At 59.2% G+C, this 15,671-nt stretch carries 11 protein-coding genes and 1 pseudogene; 5 read left to right on the top strand and 7 right to left on the bottom strand.

Annotated features, from left to right (window positions below; genetic code table 11):
- Nucleotides 1–219: 219 nt before the first annotated feature.
- Nucleotides 220–594, top strand: a complete 375-nt coding sequence (locus tag AC5P6H_RS08155) for a nucleotide pyrophosphohydrolase (protein ID WP_401747866.1) — start codon at nucleotides 220–222, stop codon at nucleotides 592–594.
- Nucleotides 591–2,474: a DNA/RNA helicase domain-containing protein gene (locus AC5P6H_RS08160; protein WP_495202500.1), complete on the top strand. Its 1,884-nt coding sequence runs from the start codon at nucleotides 591–593 to the stop codon at nucleotides 2,472–2,474. The genes AC5P6H_RS08155 and AC5P6H_RS08160 overlap by 4 nt, the downstream gene beginning before the upstream one ends.
- A 70-nt stretch (nucleotides 2,475–2,544) precedes the next feature.
- Here the strand turns inward: AC5P6H_RS08160 and AC5P6H_RS08165 are convergent.
- The 4 genes and pseudogenes from AC5P6H_RS08165 to AC5P6H_RS08180 form a co-directional block, all read right to left on the bottom strand.
- Nucleotides 2,545–3,278 (bottom strand): annotated as a pseudogene (locus AC5P6H_RS08165) (hypothetical protein).
- 364 nt (nucleotides 3,279–3,642) lie between these two features.
- Entirely contained in the window at nucleotides 3,643–4,557 is a 915-nt protein-coding gene (locus AC5P6H_RS08170; RefSeq protein ID WP_495202501.1) for a hypothetical protein, read from the bottom strand.
- 357 nt (nucleotides 4,558–4,914) lie between these two features.
- Nucleotides 4,915–5,562 carry a DUF1963 domain-containing protein gene (locus tag AC5P6H_RS08175; RefSeq protein WP_495202502.1) on the bottom strand — a complete coding sequence of 216 codons (648 nt, stop codon included), beginning with the start codon at nucleotides 5,560–5,562 and terminating at the stop codon, nucleotides 4,915–4,917.
- A gap of 33 nt (nucleotides 5,563–5,595) precedes the next feature.
- Nucleotides 5,596–6,099: a DUF1963 domain-containing protein gene (locus tag AC5P6H_RS08180; protein ID WP_495202503.1), complete on the bottom strand. Its 504-nt coding sequence runs from the start codon at nucleotides 6,097–6,099 to the stop codon at nucleotides 5,596–5,598.
- Nucleotides 6,100–6,816: 717 nt separating this feature from the next.
- On the opposite strand from AC5P6H_RS08180, the gene AC5P6H_RS08185 reads away from it, so the two are divergent.
- Nucleotides 6,817–7,392 (top strand): 5' nucleotidase, NT5C type, encoded by a 576-nt coding sequence (locus tag AC5P6H_RS08185; RefSeq protein WP_495202504.1) that lies wholly within the window; start codon nucleotides 6,817–6,819, stop codon nucleotides 7,390–7,392.
- A gap of 94 nt (nucleotides 7,393–7,486) precedes the next feature.
- On the opposite strand, the gene AC5P6H_RS08190 is transcribed toward AC5P6H_RS08185, so the two are convergent.
- Nucleotides 7,487–8,326 (bottom strand): type 1 glutamine amidotransferase domain-containing protein, encoded by an 840-nt coding sequence (locus AC5P6H_RS08190; protein ID WP_495202505.1) that lies wholly within the window; start codon nucleotides 8,324–8,326, stop codon nucleotides 7,487–7,489.
- 97 nt (nucleotides 8,327–8,423) lie between these two features.
- Here AC5P6H_RS08190 and AC5P6H_RS08195 point away from each other — a divergent pair, with 97 nt between their 5' ends.
- On the top strand, nucleotides 8,424–9,341 hold the full coding sequence (locus AC5P6H_RS08195) for a LysR family transcriptional regulator (RefSeq protein ID WP_495202506.1): 918 nt from the start codon (nucleotides 8,424–8,426) through the stop codon (nucleotides 9,339–9,341).
- A gap of 546 nt (nucleotides 9,342–9,887) precedes the next feature.
- Nucleotides 9,888–10,244 (top strand): hypothetical protein, encoded by a 357-nt coding sequence (locus AC5P6H_RS08200; protein ID WP_495202507.1) that lies wholly within the window; start codon nucleotides 9,888–9,890, stop codon nucleotides 10,242–10,244.
- A gap of 171 nt (nucleotides 10,245–10,415) precedes the next feature.
- Here AC5P6H_RS08200 and dsr1 read toward each other — a convergent pair whose 3' ends face one another.
- Together dsr1 and AC5P6H_RS08210 are read right to left on the bottom strand one after the other, a co-directional pair.
- Entirely contained in the window at nucleotides 10,416–14,246 is a 3,831-nt protein-coding gene (dsr1, locus tag AC5P6H_RS08205; protein ID WP_495202508.1) for an anti-phage defense-associated sirtuin Dsr1, read from the bottom strand.
- Nucleotides 14,247–14,671: 425 nt separating this feature from the next.
- A complete protein-coding gene (locus tag AC5P6H_RS08210) occupies nucleotides 14,672–15,034 on the bottom strand; it encodes a hypothetical protein (RefSeq protein ID WP_495202509.1) in 363 nt (120 codons plus the stop codon).
- Nucleotides 15,035–15,671: the final 637 nt, after the last annotated feature.

A 15,671-nucleotide genomic window follows, 5' to 3' on the forward strand; every position in this document is an offset into this window, starting at 1 on the left:
TATCGCCCCATTACTTTCAACGATGATGGGCTTCATCGGGTGCAGAAAGCCATTGTATCCACTGTCGTCGGCCCTACTGACGCTGTTGCAACGCAACCCTTGACTCACCAGATCTGCTCCAGATCCCCGTCGCTTCTCCCGATGCCACAGCGTGAAATGTCGCCTACGCCCCGCCGGGATGGGTAGAATTGGCCATATCGTGTCGTATAAGGCCATGCCATGGAACACCCTCTTGTCGAGGTTCAGGGCGCTGCCCAAGCGCTCAAGGAATTTGCCGAAGCCCGTGATTGGGCGCAGTTCCACTCCCCCAAGAACCTTGTCATGGCCCTCTCTGGTGAAGTCGGAGAGCTGAACGAAATATTCCAGTGGATGACCGAGGCCGACTCCTTCAAGGCAGCGTCTTCAGAAGCCACCGCCAAGGCCGTGCGCGATGAGATCGCCGATGTAGCCCTGTACCTCATCCGGCTGTCGGACGTGCTCGGCATCGATCTGAATGAAGCCGTCAGCAGCAAGCTGGTCATGAATGCCGCCAAGTACCCGGTCGATCTCTCGCGTGGCGTCAGTACCAAGTACAACAAGCTGGCGCAGCCATGATCGTTTATCAGGCGGACAAGGACGCCTTCCTTCGCCACTGCAACAATGAGGAGATCGAGGAAGTCATCCTCGCCAGCTACAAGGCAGCGACGAGCACCAAGGTCAGCGATTCTGAGGTCAATTCCTGGCGTTCCTCACTAGGATACGTTGCTCGCGCGCTGAACCACCCCTCCATTCCTGGGGACATCGGCGTGGCGGTGGAGTTCATTCTTCCGCAATCGCGAAAGCGCATCGATGTTGTCCTAACCGGTCACGCCGCAGATGGGTCGCCTCACGTCATCATCGTAGAACTTAAGCAATGGTCGGCGATCAAGCCTTCCGCACGCGACGCCATGATCGAGCTACGCCCGGGAGACATGCGCGTCCATCCCAGTTATCAGGCGTGGTCCTATGCTGCCTTCTTGGAGGGCTTCAACGAAGCTGTCCATGAAGGCAAGCTCCAGCTTCACCCCTGTGCCTATCTGCACAACTATGCGCGGGACGGCGTAATCGACTCGCCGCACTACCAGCCCTACATCCAGCGTGCGCCGCTCTTTCTGAAAGGCTCATCTGACCTCGAGGATCTGCGCACTTTCATTGGCCAGTACACCGGCAAGGGTAACGGCCTGCCTGTACTGGCCGAACTGGACAGCGGGCGCATTCGACCCTCCAAGGCACTCGCCGACGAAGTGTATCGGCTGCTGTTGGGAAATAGCGCGTTCACCTTGCTGGACGAGCAGAAACATGTATTCGAAGCAGCCAAGGCGGCATGTGCTCAGGCCCACGCAGACAGGAAACCCCGTGTCGTCATTGTTGAGGGCGGCCCAGGTACGGGCAAGTCAGTCGTCGCTGTGAATCTTCTGGCCACGCTACGCGATGGCCTGAACGTAAAGTACATCTCGAAGAATGCTGCACCGCGTGCGGTCTACAGCAATGCGCTTGGAAAATCGAAGGACAACGGGCGCCTGCACCATTTCTTTGGCGGTTCCGGGGCGTTCATTGATTCCCCTGAGAACGAATTCGACGCGCTGATTGTCGACGAAGCACACCGGCTTACCGAGCAAGGCGGATTCTACGGAAACGAGGGCAAGAACCAGATCATGGAGCTGATCAACGCTGCCCTGTGCAGCGTGTTCTTCATTGATGAGGATCAACGAGTCACGCTCAAGGATATCGGCACCAAGGAAGCCATCCGGGAATTTGCGATTGCCCGTGGTGCTACCGTGGAAGAGTACGCCCTGTCATCGCAGTTCCGCTGCGCCGGCTCGGACGGCTACCTGGCATGGCTGGATGACGTGCTGCAGATCCGCCCAACCGCGAACCCTACACTGGACGGGATCAATTACGACTTCCAAATATTCGACGACCCGACCGCGCTGCATGCTGCCATCGAGTCAAAGAACGCCGGCAACCGCGCACGCGTAGTAGCAGGTTACTGCTGGCCCTGGAACAGCAAGAAGAACAGCAAGGATATGGACATTGTCATCGGCAACTACCGACGGCAATGGAACCTCAGTGACGACGGAAGCCTCTGGATCATCTCGCCAGACTCGATCGACCAAGTGGGATGCATCCATACCTGCCAGGGGCTGGAAGTCGACTACATCGGCGTCATCATCGGGCCGGACCTCATCATGGAGAACGGCGCCCTCAGAACCGTGCCTCGCGCGCGTGATCGGCACGACAAGACCATGAAGGGCTTCGTGAAGCTCTCAAAGTCCCATCCCGCCCATGCAGCCGAGCTTGCAGACACCATCATCAAGAACACCTACCGCACCTTGATGACCCGAGGGATGAAGGGCTGCTACGTCTACGCGACCGACCCGCAGGTTGCCGCATACTTCAAGGCCCGACTGCAGTGCGTGGCAGCTGATGAACAGGCTGTAGAGATGGAGGCCTGAGCGCCTCCACCTGATAGCTGGCCGGCGGTAGGGCCACGCCGTGCGTGGATGGCGCTCCCTCAACGCCCCATCACTTCCAATGATCCGGCCCCAGGAACGGCAGGCTCAACACAAACACCGGCACCGCCACCGGCACCATCGCTGCACCCAGCACCTTTCCGGCCGCCGTCCCAACCCCCGGCTTGTCCGTATCGTCCGGCCGAATCCGCTCCGCCCGCGCGGTGATCGACTGCGGCAGCTTCGCCTTCGCGGCCAGCGCCGCAGCATCCGGCAATTTCACTCGCTCGCCATCACTCTCGAACAGCGCGCTGTAATAGCTGCCGCCCTCCTGGAAAGATTGCAGTCCGGGTTGGCCGCCAGCTCGTAGCGGGTCCGGGCTTCAAGGATGTATGGCTGGCGCGTCAACGCAGCGATGGCCTTGGCCACCCGCGGGCTGATCTCCAACCGCTCCAGCTTGAACTGCGCTGCCTGTTCCGGCGTCACCTGCTCCGGTCGCAGCAGCAGCGCGTAACTGCCATGCACCTTGGTCCTGTCGGCCGGCACGCGCCAGTCCTCACGGAAGTACAGCTGCGCGCAGACCACGGCCTCGCGCAGCGGGCTGTCCATCAAGGCGCGGTAATCACGGAACGGCGCGGCGTCGAAGCGCATCGACTCGTCATAGACCGGCAGCAGGTACAGCTTACCGTCGTCGGCCACGAATGCGCCGGTAATCTCGCGATTGGAATGGTGGTAGTCCGGCCCACTGGCGCAGCCAGACAGCAGTCCAAGGCACAGGGCGGAGAGAATGAAAAAAGACGTTCGCATGTCGTGTTGAATGAATTCCCTAGGGAAACAGCCCCACCCATAGAGTAAAGCCCATTTGCATGATGCCATGCGGCACCTCCTGTGCCTAAGGAGAGTCTGAGCCTCCCCAGCGCGGAGCGGCATGGGATTGAAGTTCATGCGCAACGGTGCCGGGCGGAACGAACAATCAATGACTTGCGCAAATCGTCAGCAGCAAGACTGCCGATCCATGCATCCGACTCTAGTTGTTCTGACATTTCCTAGATGTAGGAGGAATCATCAGAATCAGCTGATGCCCACCTCTACTGGTAATGAAAACCGACCCATAGGCAATTGGAGACACAGCCCATTTTGGCCTTCGCTTCAGTATGCCAGTCGGGCTCTTCTATAGATCCAACAAGTGCTCATACTTCTTCGGTAGCAATGCAACTTCACCCCATCCAAGATCTGCGATGCACAAGCCTATGCCACTCTCCGTAACCTTCCCGTAAGCCAATGCAATTCGCCCCTTTGAATCGTCTGCTATACCGTGCTCATCGCTTATCTTGTTGTTTGATTTTAGGCAAAAATCCTTGAACTCGCTCTTGTTTGTGAAGTCGAGGAAGGTTAGTCGCATATTCCAAGGATTGGACCCATAGCTCTTCGATCCTGCAATGCGACCAACGTAGAGTCTCGGAGTCTCGCCAACCCCCATTACATTGCTCACGGGAATCAATTGATCTTGCAAAGCCCGCGCGGATCTCTGCCCAGGCAGCAAGAAATACTTATTTAGATTGCTATCAAAATTTCGACACAGTCCGCGAATAGTAGTTACCCTGCTGGGCAACTTAAACTCTTCCCCATTATGCCGACCAATCGGAGCAATTGTCAGTGGCCCCTTCGAGTCTTCGTTGGGCTCCCTGTCGTAAGCAAGTGGACCATCTAGTTGAGGTAGCAATGGTCTTTCATGCATGAAAGCGTGAACCACAACCAGCTCATCATCCTCCACTGCCTTTGCAGCTTCTTCCTCGTTTTCGTACCGCTTCCCATCAACTTTCTTCACGCGCAAGCTACAATCAGTCTGTATACCCCGCGCATGGGCAAAGAATGCTTTCCTTCCATCCTTTGCGAAGTCCTTCTCCTCCGGCGAACGAAAGAGAGGCGCACTGCATTCGGGGCAGAAGATGTGCCCCTTCATGTGCTGCAGGTACTCCGAGGGAAGCACCTTGACCGATTTGACTTTCAGCTCAGACTTGTCGCCTCCCAGGAAGGTCCACCCCTTCAGAAAATAAGAAAACTTTATTGCATTGGGTTTGTTCATAGCACTTATTTTATCCAGTATTTTCTGGTCGCGGGATCGAGCCGACCTGTGAATCTCCTCCCCTAAGCTGCCCCGCGCTCCTGCCAATCTTAGAGAATGTCATGAACAATTCAAGCCCAGCGCGCGGGTATGACTTAAGATTCAAGCGATATACCGACGAACGGAGCGAACAATCATTTCTCCCCGGACTCAACAGCAGTAGGACTCCTGATCCACATCACCCGACTCGAATTGTTCTAGCTTTGCTTAGCGGCCCATTACCGGACAAATGGCCCAACACTCCCAGCGACACCGCCGAGCAGGTTTAGGCTGCTGGCACGGCATGACCGCGCCAGCGCAACGGGCGCCTCGTGATTGTCAGCGCAACTCCACCAGACCCACGGCGCGGTCAAACCTACAGTTGCGCAGATCCTCACGACTCAACCAGAACGTGGCTTGGCCACAGTCACCAAAGACCAGATCAATCGCCGGATCACACGCCAACTGCAGCAGGCAGACCGCGTCACCCTTGCCCTCCACCTCGGGCGCGATGCCGTGCAAGCGCGGTACGTGCCCCAGCATCTGGTGCACGCGCGTCTCGGCGCAGCGCTTGCGGCCATCAGGCAACGTGCCTAGGCTTTCATCAAACGGCAGATGTTCTTCCTGCATGTGGCGGTACATCAGTGCAGGAACGCGTGCGGCCGCAACGGGTGAGCCTGCCGCGTAGGCAACCGCCGCCAGGAGCCCCTTTGTGAACGCCCGGCCCATGCCCAGGTCGGTCAGCGTCATACGTCCGAAGTCGCCGCTTATCTGTCCGATAATCCACTCACGGAATGCCTCCCGCGTTGCATCATCCAGGGCTTCATCCAGGCCAATGGCGGCGGCGCGCTTCAGCCATGCGCGTATATCGGCGAAATCAATACCCCCGCGCTTGCCTGCACGCCGCTCATTGCCGATCACCCGCGAAATGCGGTCAATGATGATGCCTACCTGGGGAAAATCGGCTTGGAAACGCAGCCATTGCACCGGGAAGGTCCACGCAGGTGACTGCGCGCGCTCCTATTCCGTGGCTGCATCCGCGCGCGGAAACAGGCCCGTGACCGCCACCACCGCACCCAAGCGCATTTCGTCCCGGCGCGAGGGGTAGATATCGTAATACGGCCGATCTTCCTCACCTGGCGGCAGCTCCAGCTCGTCCGGCCAAGTATCCATGCGCCGCGCCACCAAGGGCCATTGAACATGCACGCACGGCCCGTCCTCCTCAGGTAGCAGCCATGCGGGATTGCGGTACGCATGGTCCGAGGGGCCTTCATCCAGAATCGGACGCATACCGTCCGGCAGCGCACCCACGTGCTGACCGACCGCGACCTCAGCCGCGTACAGCACTCGCACGCGTTGCTGTGGTTCGTCCGTGTCCCATATCTGCTCTTCGTCGTTCATGGCGAAGAAGAACAGCATGCCTTGCGAGGGCATATCGGGATCCACGCGTGGCAGCTCGGGCCAATCGATCGCGCCAGGAAGTGCATCGGCGCCGCTTCGCCATAACTCTCGCCAACCGGCCAATCCATCCCATCGGGCAATTGCGGCAGACCGCCTAGACGGCTGCGAACCCTGGGGAATGCCGCCGGCGGGTAGAAACGCTGCAGCACCAAGGCCGGGGTGCGGTGCTTGGCGAAGAAGGCCTCAAGCACCGCCTCGGCAGGGTTGGTCGCGCTGGTCGGCGTGGTACATTGAATGTGGCTGAGCATCCATTTCGTTGACGTCCTTTTGAGTCTGGAACGAGCGCCACAGGCATATCCCCGTTCGGCCTTTCCGTAGCGCTTGGGGATTATCCAATCACCAGCGCGCCAGATTGCTCCTTGGTTTGCGAAATGAGCCAGTGGCTGGGGCCATGCGTCTTGGGCAACGGCCGGAGCAGCCACTCGGCATGCCTCTGAAGAATCGCGGCGATATATACCGCGTTTCAAGCGTGCCGATTACGGCATCTGCCGGGCGGCGTCGCCGTGAGGCGATGCCCATCTCAGTTTCAATTCTGGTTGGTGGCGCCCATATTGTGTTGTTACGGCGCGGTGCACCATCCCGCTGCAGCAGCGCCTGATGGACTCAAAAGTCACTCTGGCGTTCCGCATTGGCGGGGTTGCAGGCTATCACTCTTTCGCTCTGGACCGACGCCGGCAGCATCGCGATTGCTGCCATATCTGTCGCAATCACCAAGCACTTTGCCCCTCTACTGGGGAACCGATGAAGAAGAATGCCCACTCTTGAAAGGAGAACGCGCAAATGAACGCTGATGATGTGAAGACCATGCCGGTAATGGACCCGCTCACCAACCAACACATAGATGGATCGAGTGCATCCAGACGCACCATCTACGTAGATCTTGATGGTGTCATGGCCGACTTCGACGCGGCATTCCCCGCCCTGTTTGGCCTGGACCACCGCGTGCTCGCCGACGATGAAATGTGGGGGCACATCAACAACCACCCGTCATTCTTCCGCGACCTTCCGCCGATGCACGGTGCGGTGGAGTTCTTCCACAGCATCCACCACTTGAACCCGGTGATTCTCACAGCCTGCCCGAAATCGAACTATCCGCTCGCCGCGATGCAGAAGCGACAGTGGGTCCGCGAACACCTGTCAGCAACCTGCCTGGTGTTGCCGGTACTCGGCGGCAGGCACAAGCCTCTTTTCATGCACCAGCCGGGCGATGTTCTGATCGACGATTTCGAAGCGAACTGTGATGCCTGGACAGCGGCCGGAGGCGTGGCGATCAGGCACGCCAGCGATTGGACCGCGACGCGTCACGCGCTTTCCCAGATTGAAGATCTGTCAGGAATAGCGCTCGCGAAGGGCTGATGCCCTCTCTGCCGACCACGGTGGCACTTCCATAGACAGGCCGAGGCGCTGGCCCCTCGGCCCCAAGGCTGGCAACCTGCTGTGCAGCCCCGCCCTACTTCAACCGCTCCACCAACCGCTGCCCCACCTCCAGCGCAGAAGCCGGGTTCTGCCCGGTAATCAGCTCGCGGTCCACCACCACATGCCCGGTCCACGGCGTGGTGTTGCTGCTGAACTTCGCCCCCGCCCGCTGCAGCGCGGTCTGCGGGTAGAACTTCATCTCACCGCCGCCCAGCAGCGGCTTGGCCTGCTCTTCTTCCTGCTTGCTGATCACCGTCATCTGGTAGCCGCTGTAGATCCACTTCGGCGTAGCCGGCATCGCACCCGCTTCCAGCTTCGCCACGAAACCCGCCGCATCCGGCAGCGTGGACAGCAGTGCGATCGGCCCATGGCAGACCAGCGCGGTGGTCTTGTTGCGCTGGTGGAAGTCGGCAAGCAGCCGGCCCAGCGCCGGGCTCTTCAGCAGGTCCTGCATCGGCGCGTGGCCACCGGGAATGTAGACCGCATCGAAACGCCCGTAGCCCTGCTGCTCCACGCGCGCCAGGCTGACCACCGGCGAGGCCGTCGGCGAGGTCAGCGCCAGTTTCTCCAGCAGATTCTTGTGCAGCGTCAGCTGCGCGGCATCGTTGCCAAAGTACGCCGGCGTCACCGAGGACGCATCCACCGTCGGCGCCCGCCCCTGCGGCGTGGCGAAGGTCACCGCGTGGCCGGCGTCCAGCAGCAGCTTGACCGGCTGCATCAACTCGTTGAGATAGAAGCCGGTGGACAGCACCTTGCCTTCCTTCAAGTCCAGGTGGTTTTCGTCGGACAGCACCACCAGCACGTTGGCGGCATGCGCGCCGGTCGCCGCCAGGGTCAGGGCCAGCGCTGCGGCCAGCCGGGTCATCAGGTTCATGGGGTAGCTCCTATCGGGGAATGGCCGCCACTTTATTCATCGCCCCAGCGGCGATAAATTGGCCCCATCGCAAAACATCTGTTCCTCGGAGAGCCAAATGAGCCGCAAGTTCGACTACCTGGGCGATGTGGAGGTGTTCCTTGCGGTGGTCGAGCACGGTTCGTTTACGGCCGGCGCGGTGGCCCTATCCACCACACCCTCGGTGCTGAGCCGCGCGGTCACCCGCCTGGAAGCGCGGCTGGGCCGGCAGCTGCTGCAGCGGACCACCCGCCGCGTGGGCCTGACCGACGCCGGGCGGCTCTATCTGGAACAGGTGCGCACCGCCTTCGGGCTGCTGGACGACGCCGAGCGCGACGTACTGGCCCAGGACGGTGCGCTGGCCGGCCGCGTGCGCCTGAGCGTGCCCACCACCTATGGCCACTACCGGCTGCCGCCCGTGCTGGCGCGCTTTGCGCAGCAGTACCCGCAGGTGCAGGTGGAACTGAACATCACCAACCGCAACGTGGACCTGGTGGCTGAGGGCTTCGACCTGGCCATCCGCCTGGGCCAGCTGCCGGACAGCGGGCTCGTGGGGCGAAAGCTGGAGGACGCGCCGCTGCTGCTGGTGGCCGCGCCGGACTACCTGCAACGCCGCGGCACGCCGCAGACGCTGGACGACCTGCAGCAGCACCTGTGCCTGCCCTTCGTGATGCCGCGTACCGGGCGGCTGGCCCCGTGGATCTTCCGAGACGACGGGCGCGACGTGGACTGGCTGCCGCGTTCGTCCATCGAGACCTCCGACGATGTGCTGGGCGTGGTATCGCTGGCCGAACAGGGCATCGGCATCTGCCAGAGCTATGCGTTCATCGTGCGCGAGCGGTTGCTGCGTGGGAAGTTGGTGGAAGTGCTGCCGCAACTGCGCGGGAGATCGCGCCCGTTCTCGGTGATCTATGCGCCGCATCGGCGGCAGTCGGCGGCGGCCCGGGCGATGATCGAGTTGCTGGTGGGGAATGCGGCTGAGGCTGGCGTTGGTTGAGGTCGGGGGCTTGTTAACGATGTCGCGATTGAACTTTTTTTGGGGTGTGCGGCTGATCGCGCGCCGTTGTCTGGCGAGGCGGACTAAGAACTGTTGCAAAGAAGGCCGTCGCGCTATTCGCTTGTGGCATGGTCGATTGCGCCACTTTGATTCGCCATCAGCAGAGCAGCTGCGCGAATGCGTCTGCTGGTGTCGCGTGCTACACGAATGGTGCGTGCAACAATAGCTCTTCGCTCTCGGATTCCGCGATTCCTTCGCGAATTTCTATTGGCATTCGAAGCGGCGGCGTAAACACCATGGCGCGCCACCGACAAAGGGTGGTCGGGTCTGCAAACCCGAAGAAAGCGATGTCTGTAGTTTGCGCTTGCCCGTCGGCACCGTCCTTAACCGGTGCCGGCGGGCAATCCGTCGGCCTGTATGGCGGGCGGTGCGTGGGGGCCCTCGGGCCCGCCGGTCTTATGACATCGCTTCTTCCGGTTTGCAGCCACGCATCGTCCGCCACCCTTCGCGGTGGCGCTGTTAAGCACAGCCACGGAAGCCGACGCCATGAACGAATCCGACACCTTCTCTTCGTACACCGTTGTTGAACCCATCAACGACGACACTCCCCTGCCCGACCTGAACTACCTCCTCGGCATCCTCAAGCGCATGCGCGGCTGCGAAGGTGCAGATGGGCATCCTTGGCCGGAAACCGATGTGTCACCCGGCCGCCGTGTGAGCCTGGCGAGGACGGAGCGCGCGGTGGTCGGGGCACTCACGGTCCTGGAACTGCTGCACGCTGCAGACCGCTGCCGCGTGGCAGCGGATCCGGAGCGGCATTTGGATGAAGGGGTAGTGGATGGGTTGTTTCTGGCTTGCCGGGGGTTGGTTGAGTGGGCTTGCCACGAAGTCAGACCGGAGTGACGTGCTTTCCGGACCATACCTACGGCAGACTTCGTCGAGCATCACATCGAACAATGTCCGCTTCCGACTAGTAGCGGACGCACAGAACGTTCTGTTAGGCGACGGGAAAACTCCATTCACTGCCATTGATTACCAAAACCAGCAAACTGGAGCACAGATCGCGCTCGGCGATTAACCGCGTCTGCGCGTGATTTCGCGAAGCCGCAGGTAACGTGCATCCTGCTCAAGCTCTGTCACAGCCTCTGCAATCTCATCTAAGCACTGACTTAGCTCGACTGGCACCCCTTGTGGATCGCAAATCACGGCATTCAGCAGGGTCAATGCAACGTCCGCGAAGGCTCTGCACAGGCCCGACTCGTGCAAAAGGTACAGGATATAGTCCGGGTGCTCGACCGGCTGTAGCCAATCCTGCACTGCACCTACGGCTGCCGGAAATTCGCCGCGGGCAGCAATCACCAGACGGGTCAATGAATCGGCAATGCGCGGCGTAGCAATGTCGCGAGATTTTGGCCAAACCTCATGCCAGAAAGGTTGCACACGGTTCTTCCAGTAGTCTTCACGCTGATCGGCTGCGCCTTCAAGTGCTTGCAATAGCGCTTGGGCGCATTCTTCCAAGCCTTCTTGTGGGAGCGCGCCAAACGCAGATCGGAACTCTTCAGCGGTGTATCCATCGACTAGCCCCAACGCGGCGTATGTCAAGAAGGTCGCAAACTGCCGCCGATGCTCTCCCAAATCGAGGTAGTGATTTGCGCTATCCAGGAACTGCGACTTGAAGGCCATCAACAACGGTTGATACAAGCGTGGCGACCAAAGAAAACCTTCCCACAGAGCCTGCGCTTCAGCGGGATTATCCCAGCTGAACAGCGGCAGGAGGTACTGTTCGGTCCAGGGTCGATCAACTCGAAAGATTGCTATGAGCCGTGACCCAAGCAAAACTCGACCGTGGCGGAATCGATCTACCTCCACGTCGCACAGAAGGGTAAAGATCGGCTTGATGTTCACTGCAAGCAGATCATTGTCACTTGGAGCATCCTTGAACCACAGGTTGATCAAGGCCTGCGTAGCCTGTCCGACGGGATGATTGATCGCAGCGCCGACGGGGTTATACACCTCCACTCCATCACGTATGAGGCGAGAGCCTAAATCTTCATCCAGCGGAAGCGCCAAGACGCGCCGGCAGATGCTAAGTAGGATTTCTTCATGGCAACTGATGGACTTAGAGGCAGCCTCCAACCACCACGTGATGGCGCGGCTAGCTTCCTGAAACACGGCATCAGGCATTGTCACTACTATCGGCGCGGCGTAATGCCAAGATCGCGCGACCGTCTCATCCTCGGCCCAAGTCTGAAGCGCGTCGCGCCATCGCTCAGCTGGCCACACATCTTCTCTTGCTAGATCGCCAAGGGCGAACAAGCTGTGGAAGAAGCGCGTACGGCAGACGTCACGCCACGTATCTTCGTAGAAAGGCCGCCGCTCGGGTATTGGCTTTGCTAGCCACTGCACTAGTTCCTGCCGCTTCCGGGGCGCAATGTCGACGTCGCGGGTCTCTTGGTAGTCAGGGTCACCGGTGCCGCTCATCCAATGTGAGAACTCGTCACGCTCGTTGGTGGCCAACCGCCATTGCGGATAAGAAACGGATATTTCAGCCAAACGCTCCGCCGCTGGCACACCCAGAACAAGTCCCGATGAACTCAGTTTAGCCAAGTGTAGCCAGATGGACCGAGTCACCAACTCTTGCCAGCGCCCCGCTTCCAAGTCGTCGCGGTACATTTCACGCGGTGGACCAGCCAAGATCGCGCTTTCCAGACGCCCCTGCAACTCCCCCTCCAAGTGCCTGCCCCGCAGAACGAGTAGCCTAAATACTTCGCGCCCCGTGTTAGGCGACCACAGCCACCAAGTTTCGTTTGCCAGCAACCAGTCCACCCATTGCTCGGGCTGGACGCAGTCTTCTTCGCTTGCGGCGAAAAGAGCCAACCTCTTGAACGTTGGGTATGGCAACTCGAACCAGCCCTCGGCGTAACGGCGCGCGCGCGCGCTATCGCTTGAGCGGACCATCAGCCACGCATCGCGCAGTAGTTCGATCAGGCTTACCCAGTCGTGGAAACCACGGTTCTGCCAGTGCGGCGTGATGGACGGCAAATCCCAGTATGAGCGGTCGCTGCGGTCGTCCGCCTCGCCCAACTCTCTCGACAAGTCCAATGCGTCACGTAGAAGTTGCTGGATATCCTCGAGCAAAACCGGCAACACAGACTTCCACGACTCGTCGGAAAGGTCGCGCAAGGTCGAGTGCACGTGATCTGCGCTCAGCACTAGCTCCCAGTCAACCAGTTGTTTGATGCGCGTGAGTTCCTGGCTGTCACTCGAATCGTCCTCGCCCCAACGAAACGGCTTCTTCAATACCACCTTCGGCGCAAGCAAATCTCGCAATTCTAGGCGCATGGTAGTGGTCAACCCCTCACGCTTTAGACGACCTTTCCATCGGTACAGATCGCCATTGCGCCAATGTGACTTCAACCGTCCACTAAGCAGAAGTCGCCACAAGGTGCGGATCAACAAACCGGGAACAGCTTTGGGTGATTGCAAGCGAATTTCGTCGAGTTCAGAGGTATTGCCATCGCGCTCCAGCCTTGCAACGAGATCGAGCTGGTGCTCGATCAACCACTTCCAGCGGTCATGCAACTGCCCCCCGCGCTCGGCAATCCAAATGATCAGCCTCGGATCATCGAGATGTCGCACCAACCAGCGTGCGAGCTGGAACATCACATCGTCCCAATCACTATTACTCACACCGCCACTCACCAGCAACATGGAAGGGGCGCGGTCATACGCCGCGGGCCGGCGAATCAGACTGAATCGCAGCTTGCTATTTACTTCTGCCTGAGGCGGAACACGGAAGCGCGGCAGATCGATGAACGTAAAGCGCTCGTCCGACAGTGGCTCCAGAAGCCAGTCTAGTGGCGGGGCCGGATTGAGCTCCGCAAAGCGCTTTGCCGGTAGACCGGACTTATCCGATAGTGCCCACAAAGTGCGCCCGACGAAGTCGTCCTGCCGAGTGCTGTCCTGAGGACGTGCAAAAGCATGTTTGACGATGATGGCTTCTTTCCCTTGAACACCATCGCGATAGGTATCAGCCCAGGTGCGCAAGGTATGGTGCAGTGCCGAATGGGGGTAGCTTCCGGCAGAGGTGGAGTAAAGGATGGGCGTTACGCCCTTGGCCTCCCACTCTATGGTTGCCCGGCGCTCCTCACCCGGTTTGCAATCGCCCAGCGCCCAAGCTTGCGGCGTAACTTCGCCCAGCATCCGATCGGCTGCCAGTGCATCCATCATGTAACGCAGCACCGGATCGTTGATGCTGTAGCCCACGAAGCACACCACGTAGTTGCGGAACAGCTCGCTTACGAACCGCGCGGCCCAGCGCTCCGTGAGGTAAGCCAGACCGAAATCGCCGCTGGTGACCACCAGCCGGTTCAATGCAGTGGCGTCCGTCCTTTCAGGCAGCAAGCCATGTAGGTAGACGAGCCCGTCCCAACGGCTGTTCTTCGGAATTGGCAGCATCGGCGCGGCGTAGGTTTGGAACGTCTGACCTGTGCGCTTGGCAGCTGCGTGAAATATGCGGTCAAAGTTTGTAGTGACCAAACGGACTGCGCCATCGCGACCGCGCGCAAGACGTAGCAGCGCCGCTTGTGTATCGATTGCTCCTTTGCGGCGAAGCTCTGGCTTGAGTGCCTCTGCCAATGCTCGACGAACGGCCAGACGTTGGCCAGGCAAGCGTCTCTCGAGCAAATCGAGGGTTGCGTCGAACTGACCTCGATCAAAGGCCTCGCGCTCAATGTCCGAGAGAGCCGTACCGTTCAGGCGGTAGATCCTTTCTACCAGCCCCTTGAAACCTGGCAGGCCAGCAGGGTAGGAAATTCCCGCGCCACAGAAGAACACCACACGACCCTCTTCGTGCGCCTGCAGGAGCGCGTCCGGGATATCAGGTCCGTCGACGATGAACTGCATTCAGAGTTATTCCTTTTGGAAACATTCTTCAACCAGAGACACCGCTCGACTCTGCGGGTCCGATGCAATTGCAAACGGTACCGCGAAGTCGCAGTAATCGGTGGCACAGGCGTAGGTCAATTCTTCGCCGGATCATGTCCACACTGCCCAACAAGTGGATGGTTGCATTTCTATCGAAACCAGCTGGACCGCGGGGCAGCTTCCGGCCAGCAGCGGTCGTTCACAGCGTCGACTCAAGTCATCCGCATCGCTGCTAGGCTTGAATGAATTGTTGAGCGCTGCCGCCGCTAGTAGACCCCTGCCTTAGGATCTATGACCAACTCCTCCTTCCAATTGGCTCTGAAGTCGAAAAGGGACATTGACACCTAACGCCTTGGTTAAGCCAAGCCGCGAAGGCGGCGTCGGCTTGAGTGTATTATTTATGGTTACACCGAATAATTGAAATATGCGCCATTGGCGTAGTCGTACAGCGCTGTTGAGTAACCATTGACTTTGCCGCTGAAATGGCTGCCAGCTCCATAGTCATAGCCTTTGTACTGGTTCCCACTGACCTCAAGGCTCAGGTGGCGCGAATGGCCGTAGTCGTAGAGCTTGAAGCGGCCATCGTGGCCATTTCCCCCAAAATGCGCAGAACGACTGTAGTCATAAACCTTGACGTTTGACTCGGATATGGCACCTCCGATACTGATGTACCTACCTTGAGAGTAGTCGTACACCGAACTTGACTGTTTTCCTGAAATTAGCCGCAGTGCTACGTAAGCGACACACGCCCTAGTATCAGCTTCCATGATTTTCCCCTGTAGGCCAAACTACATAATAGACAAAAGGATCCGCAGGTCCGGCTATACGAATTACCCACGATGCGCCGTATGGCGGGCCTTCCCCTTGATGCAGTGCGATCTTAGGATGGCGGGGTCCGGCTAACAAGCCGGCGAACAACCGCGGTTTGACCCCGAAATCACGAACAACTGGAAAATATCTGCAAACTTCTGATCTAGCCCCATCCTCCGCACCCCTGGATGGCCGTACAAGCCAGGCTGCGAAGCAGCTTCGGATTGGAATAACGTTAGGTATCTCTTCGTAGTGATTTAAGCTGATCCGGTGACAATCGCTTGGTTGCACCCCAACCACGCAAATAGGTCTCAAGGATCCCCGTTGCTTCTCGGAAGCACTCCGTCACCTCAAGCCAACTGAAGTCTGGAAATTTTCGGTCTTGATCGGAGATCAAGAACTCAATTGCCCGGTCCCCGCCACTCAGATCATTGATTGAATCTATGATATGGGAGCCGGAGAAGTGCACGTATCCGCAAAGATGCTCGTAGACATTGGGGAGCCAAGGATGCTTGTCCGTGTGGAGCTTCACCAGATGCGCATCCGTAAGACGATCCCCGGACCTAGTCTTCAACTTGTCTATCCGCCCGCCCC

The organism is Stenotrophomonas sp. YJH_SMC_110 (assembly GCF_059369255.1).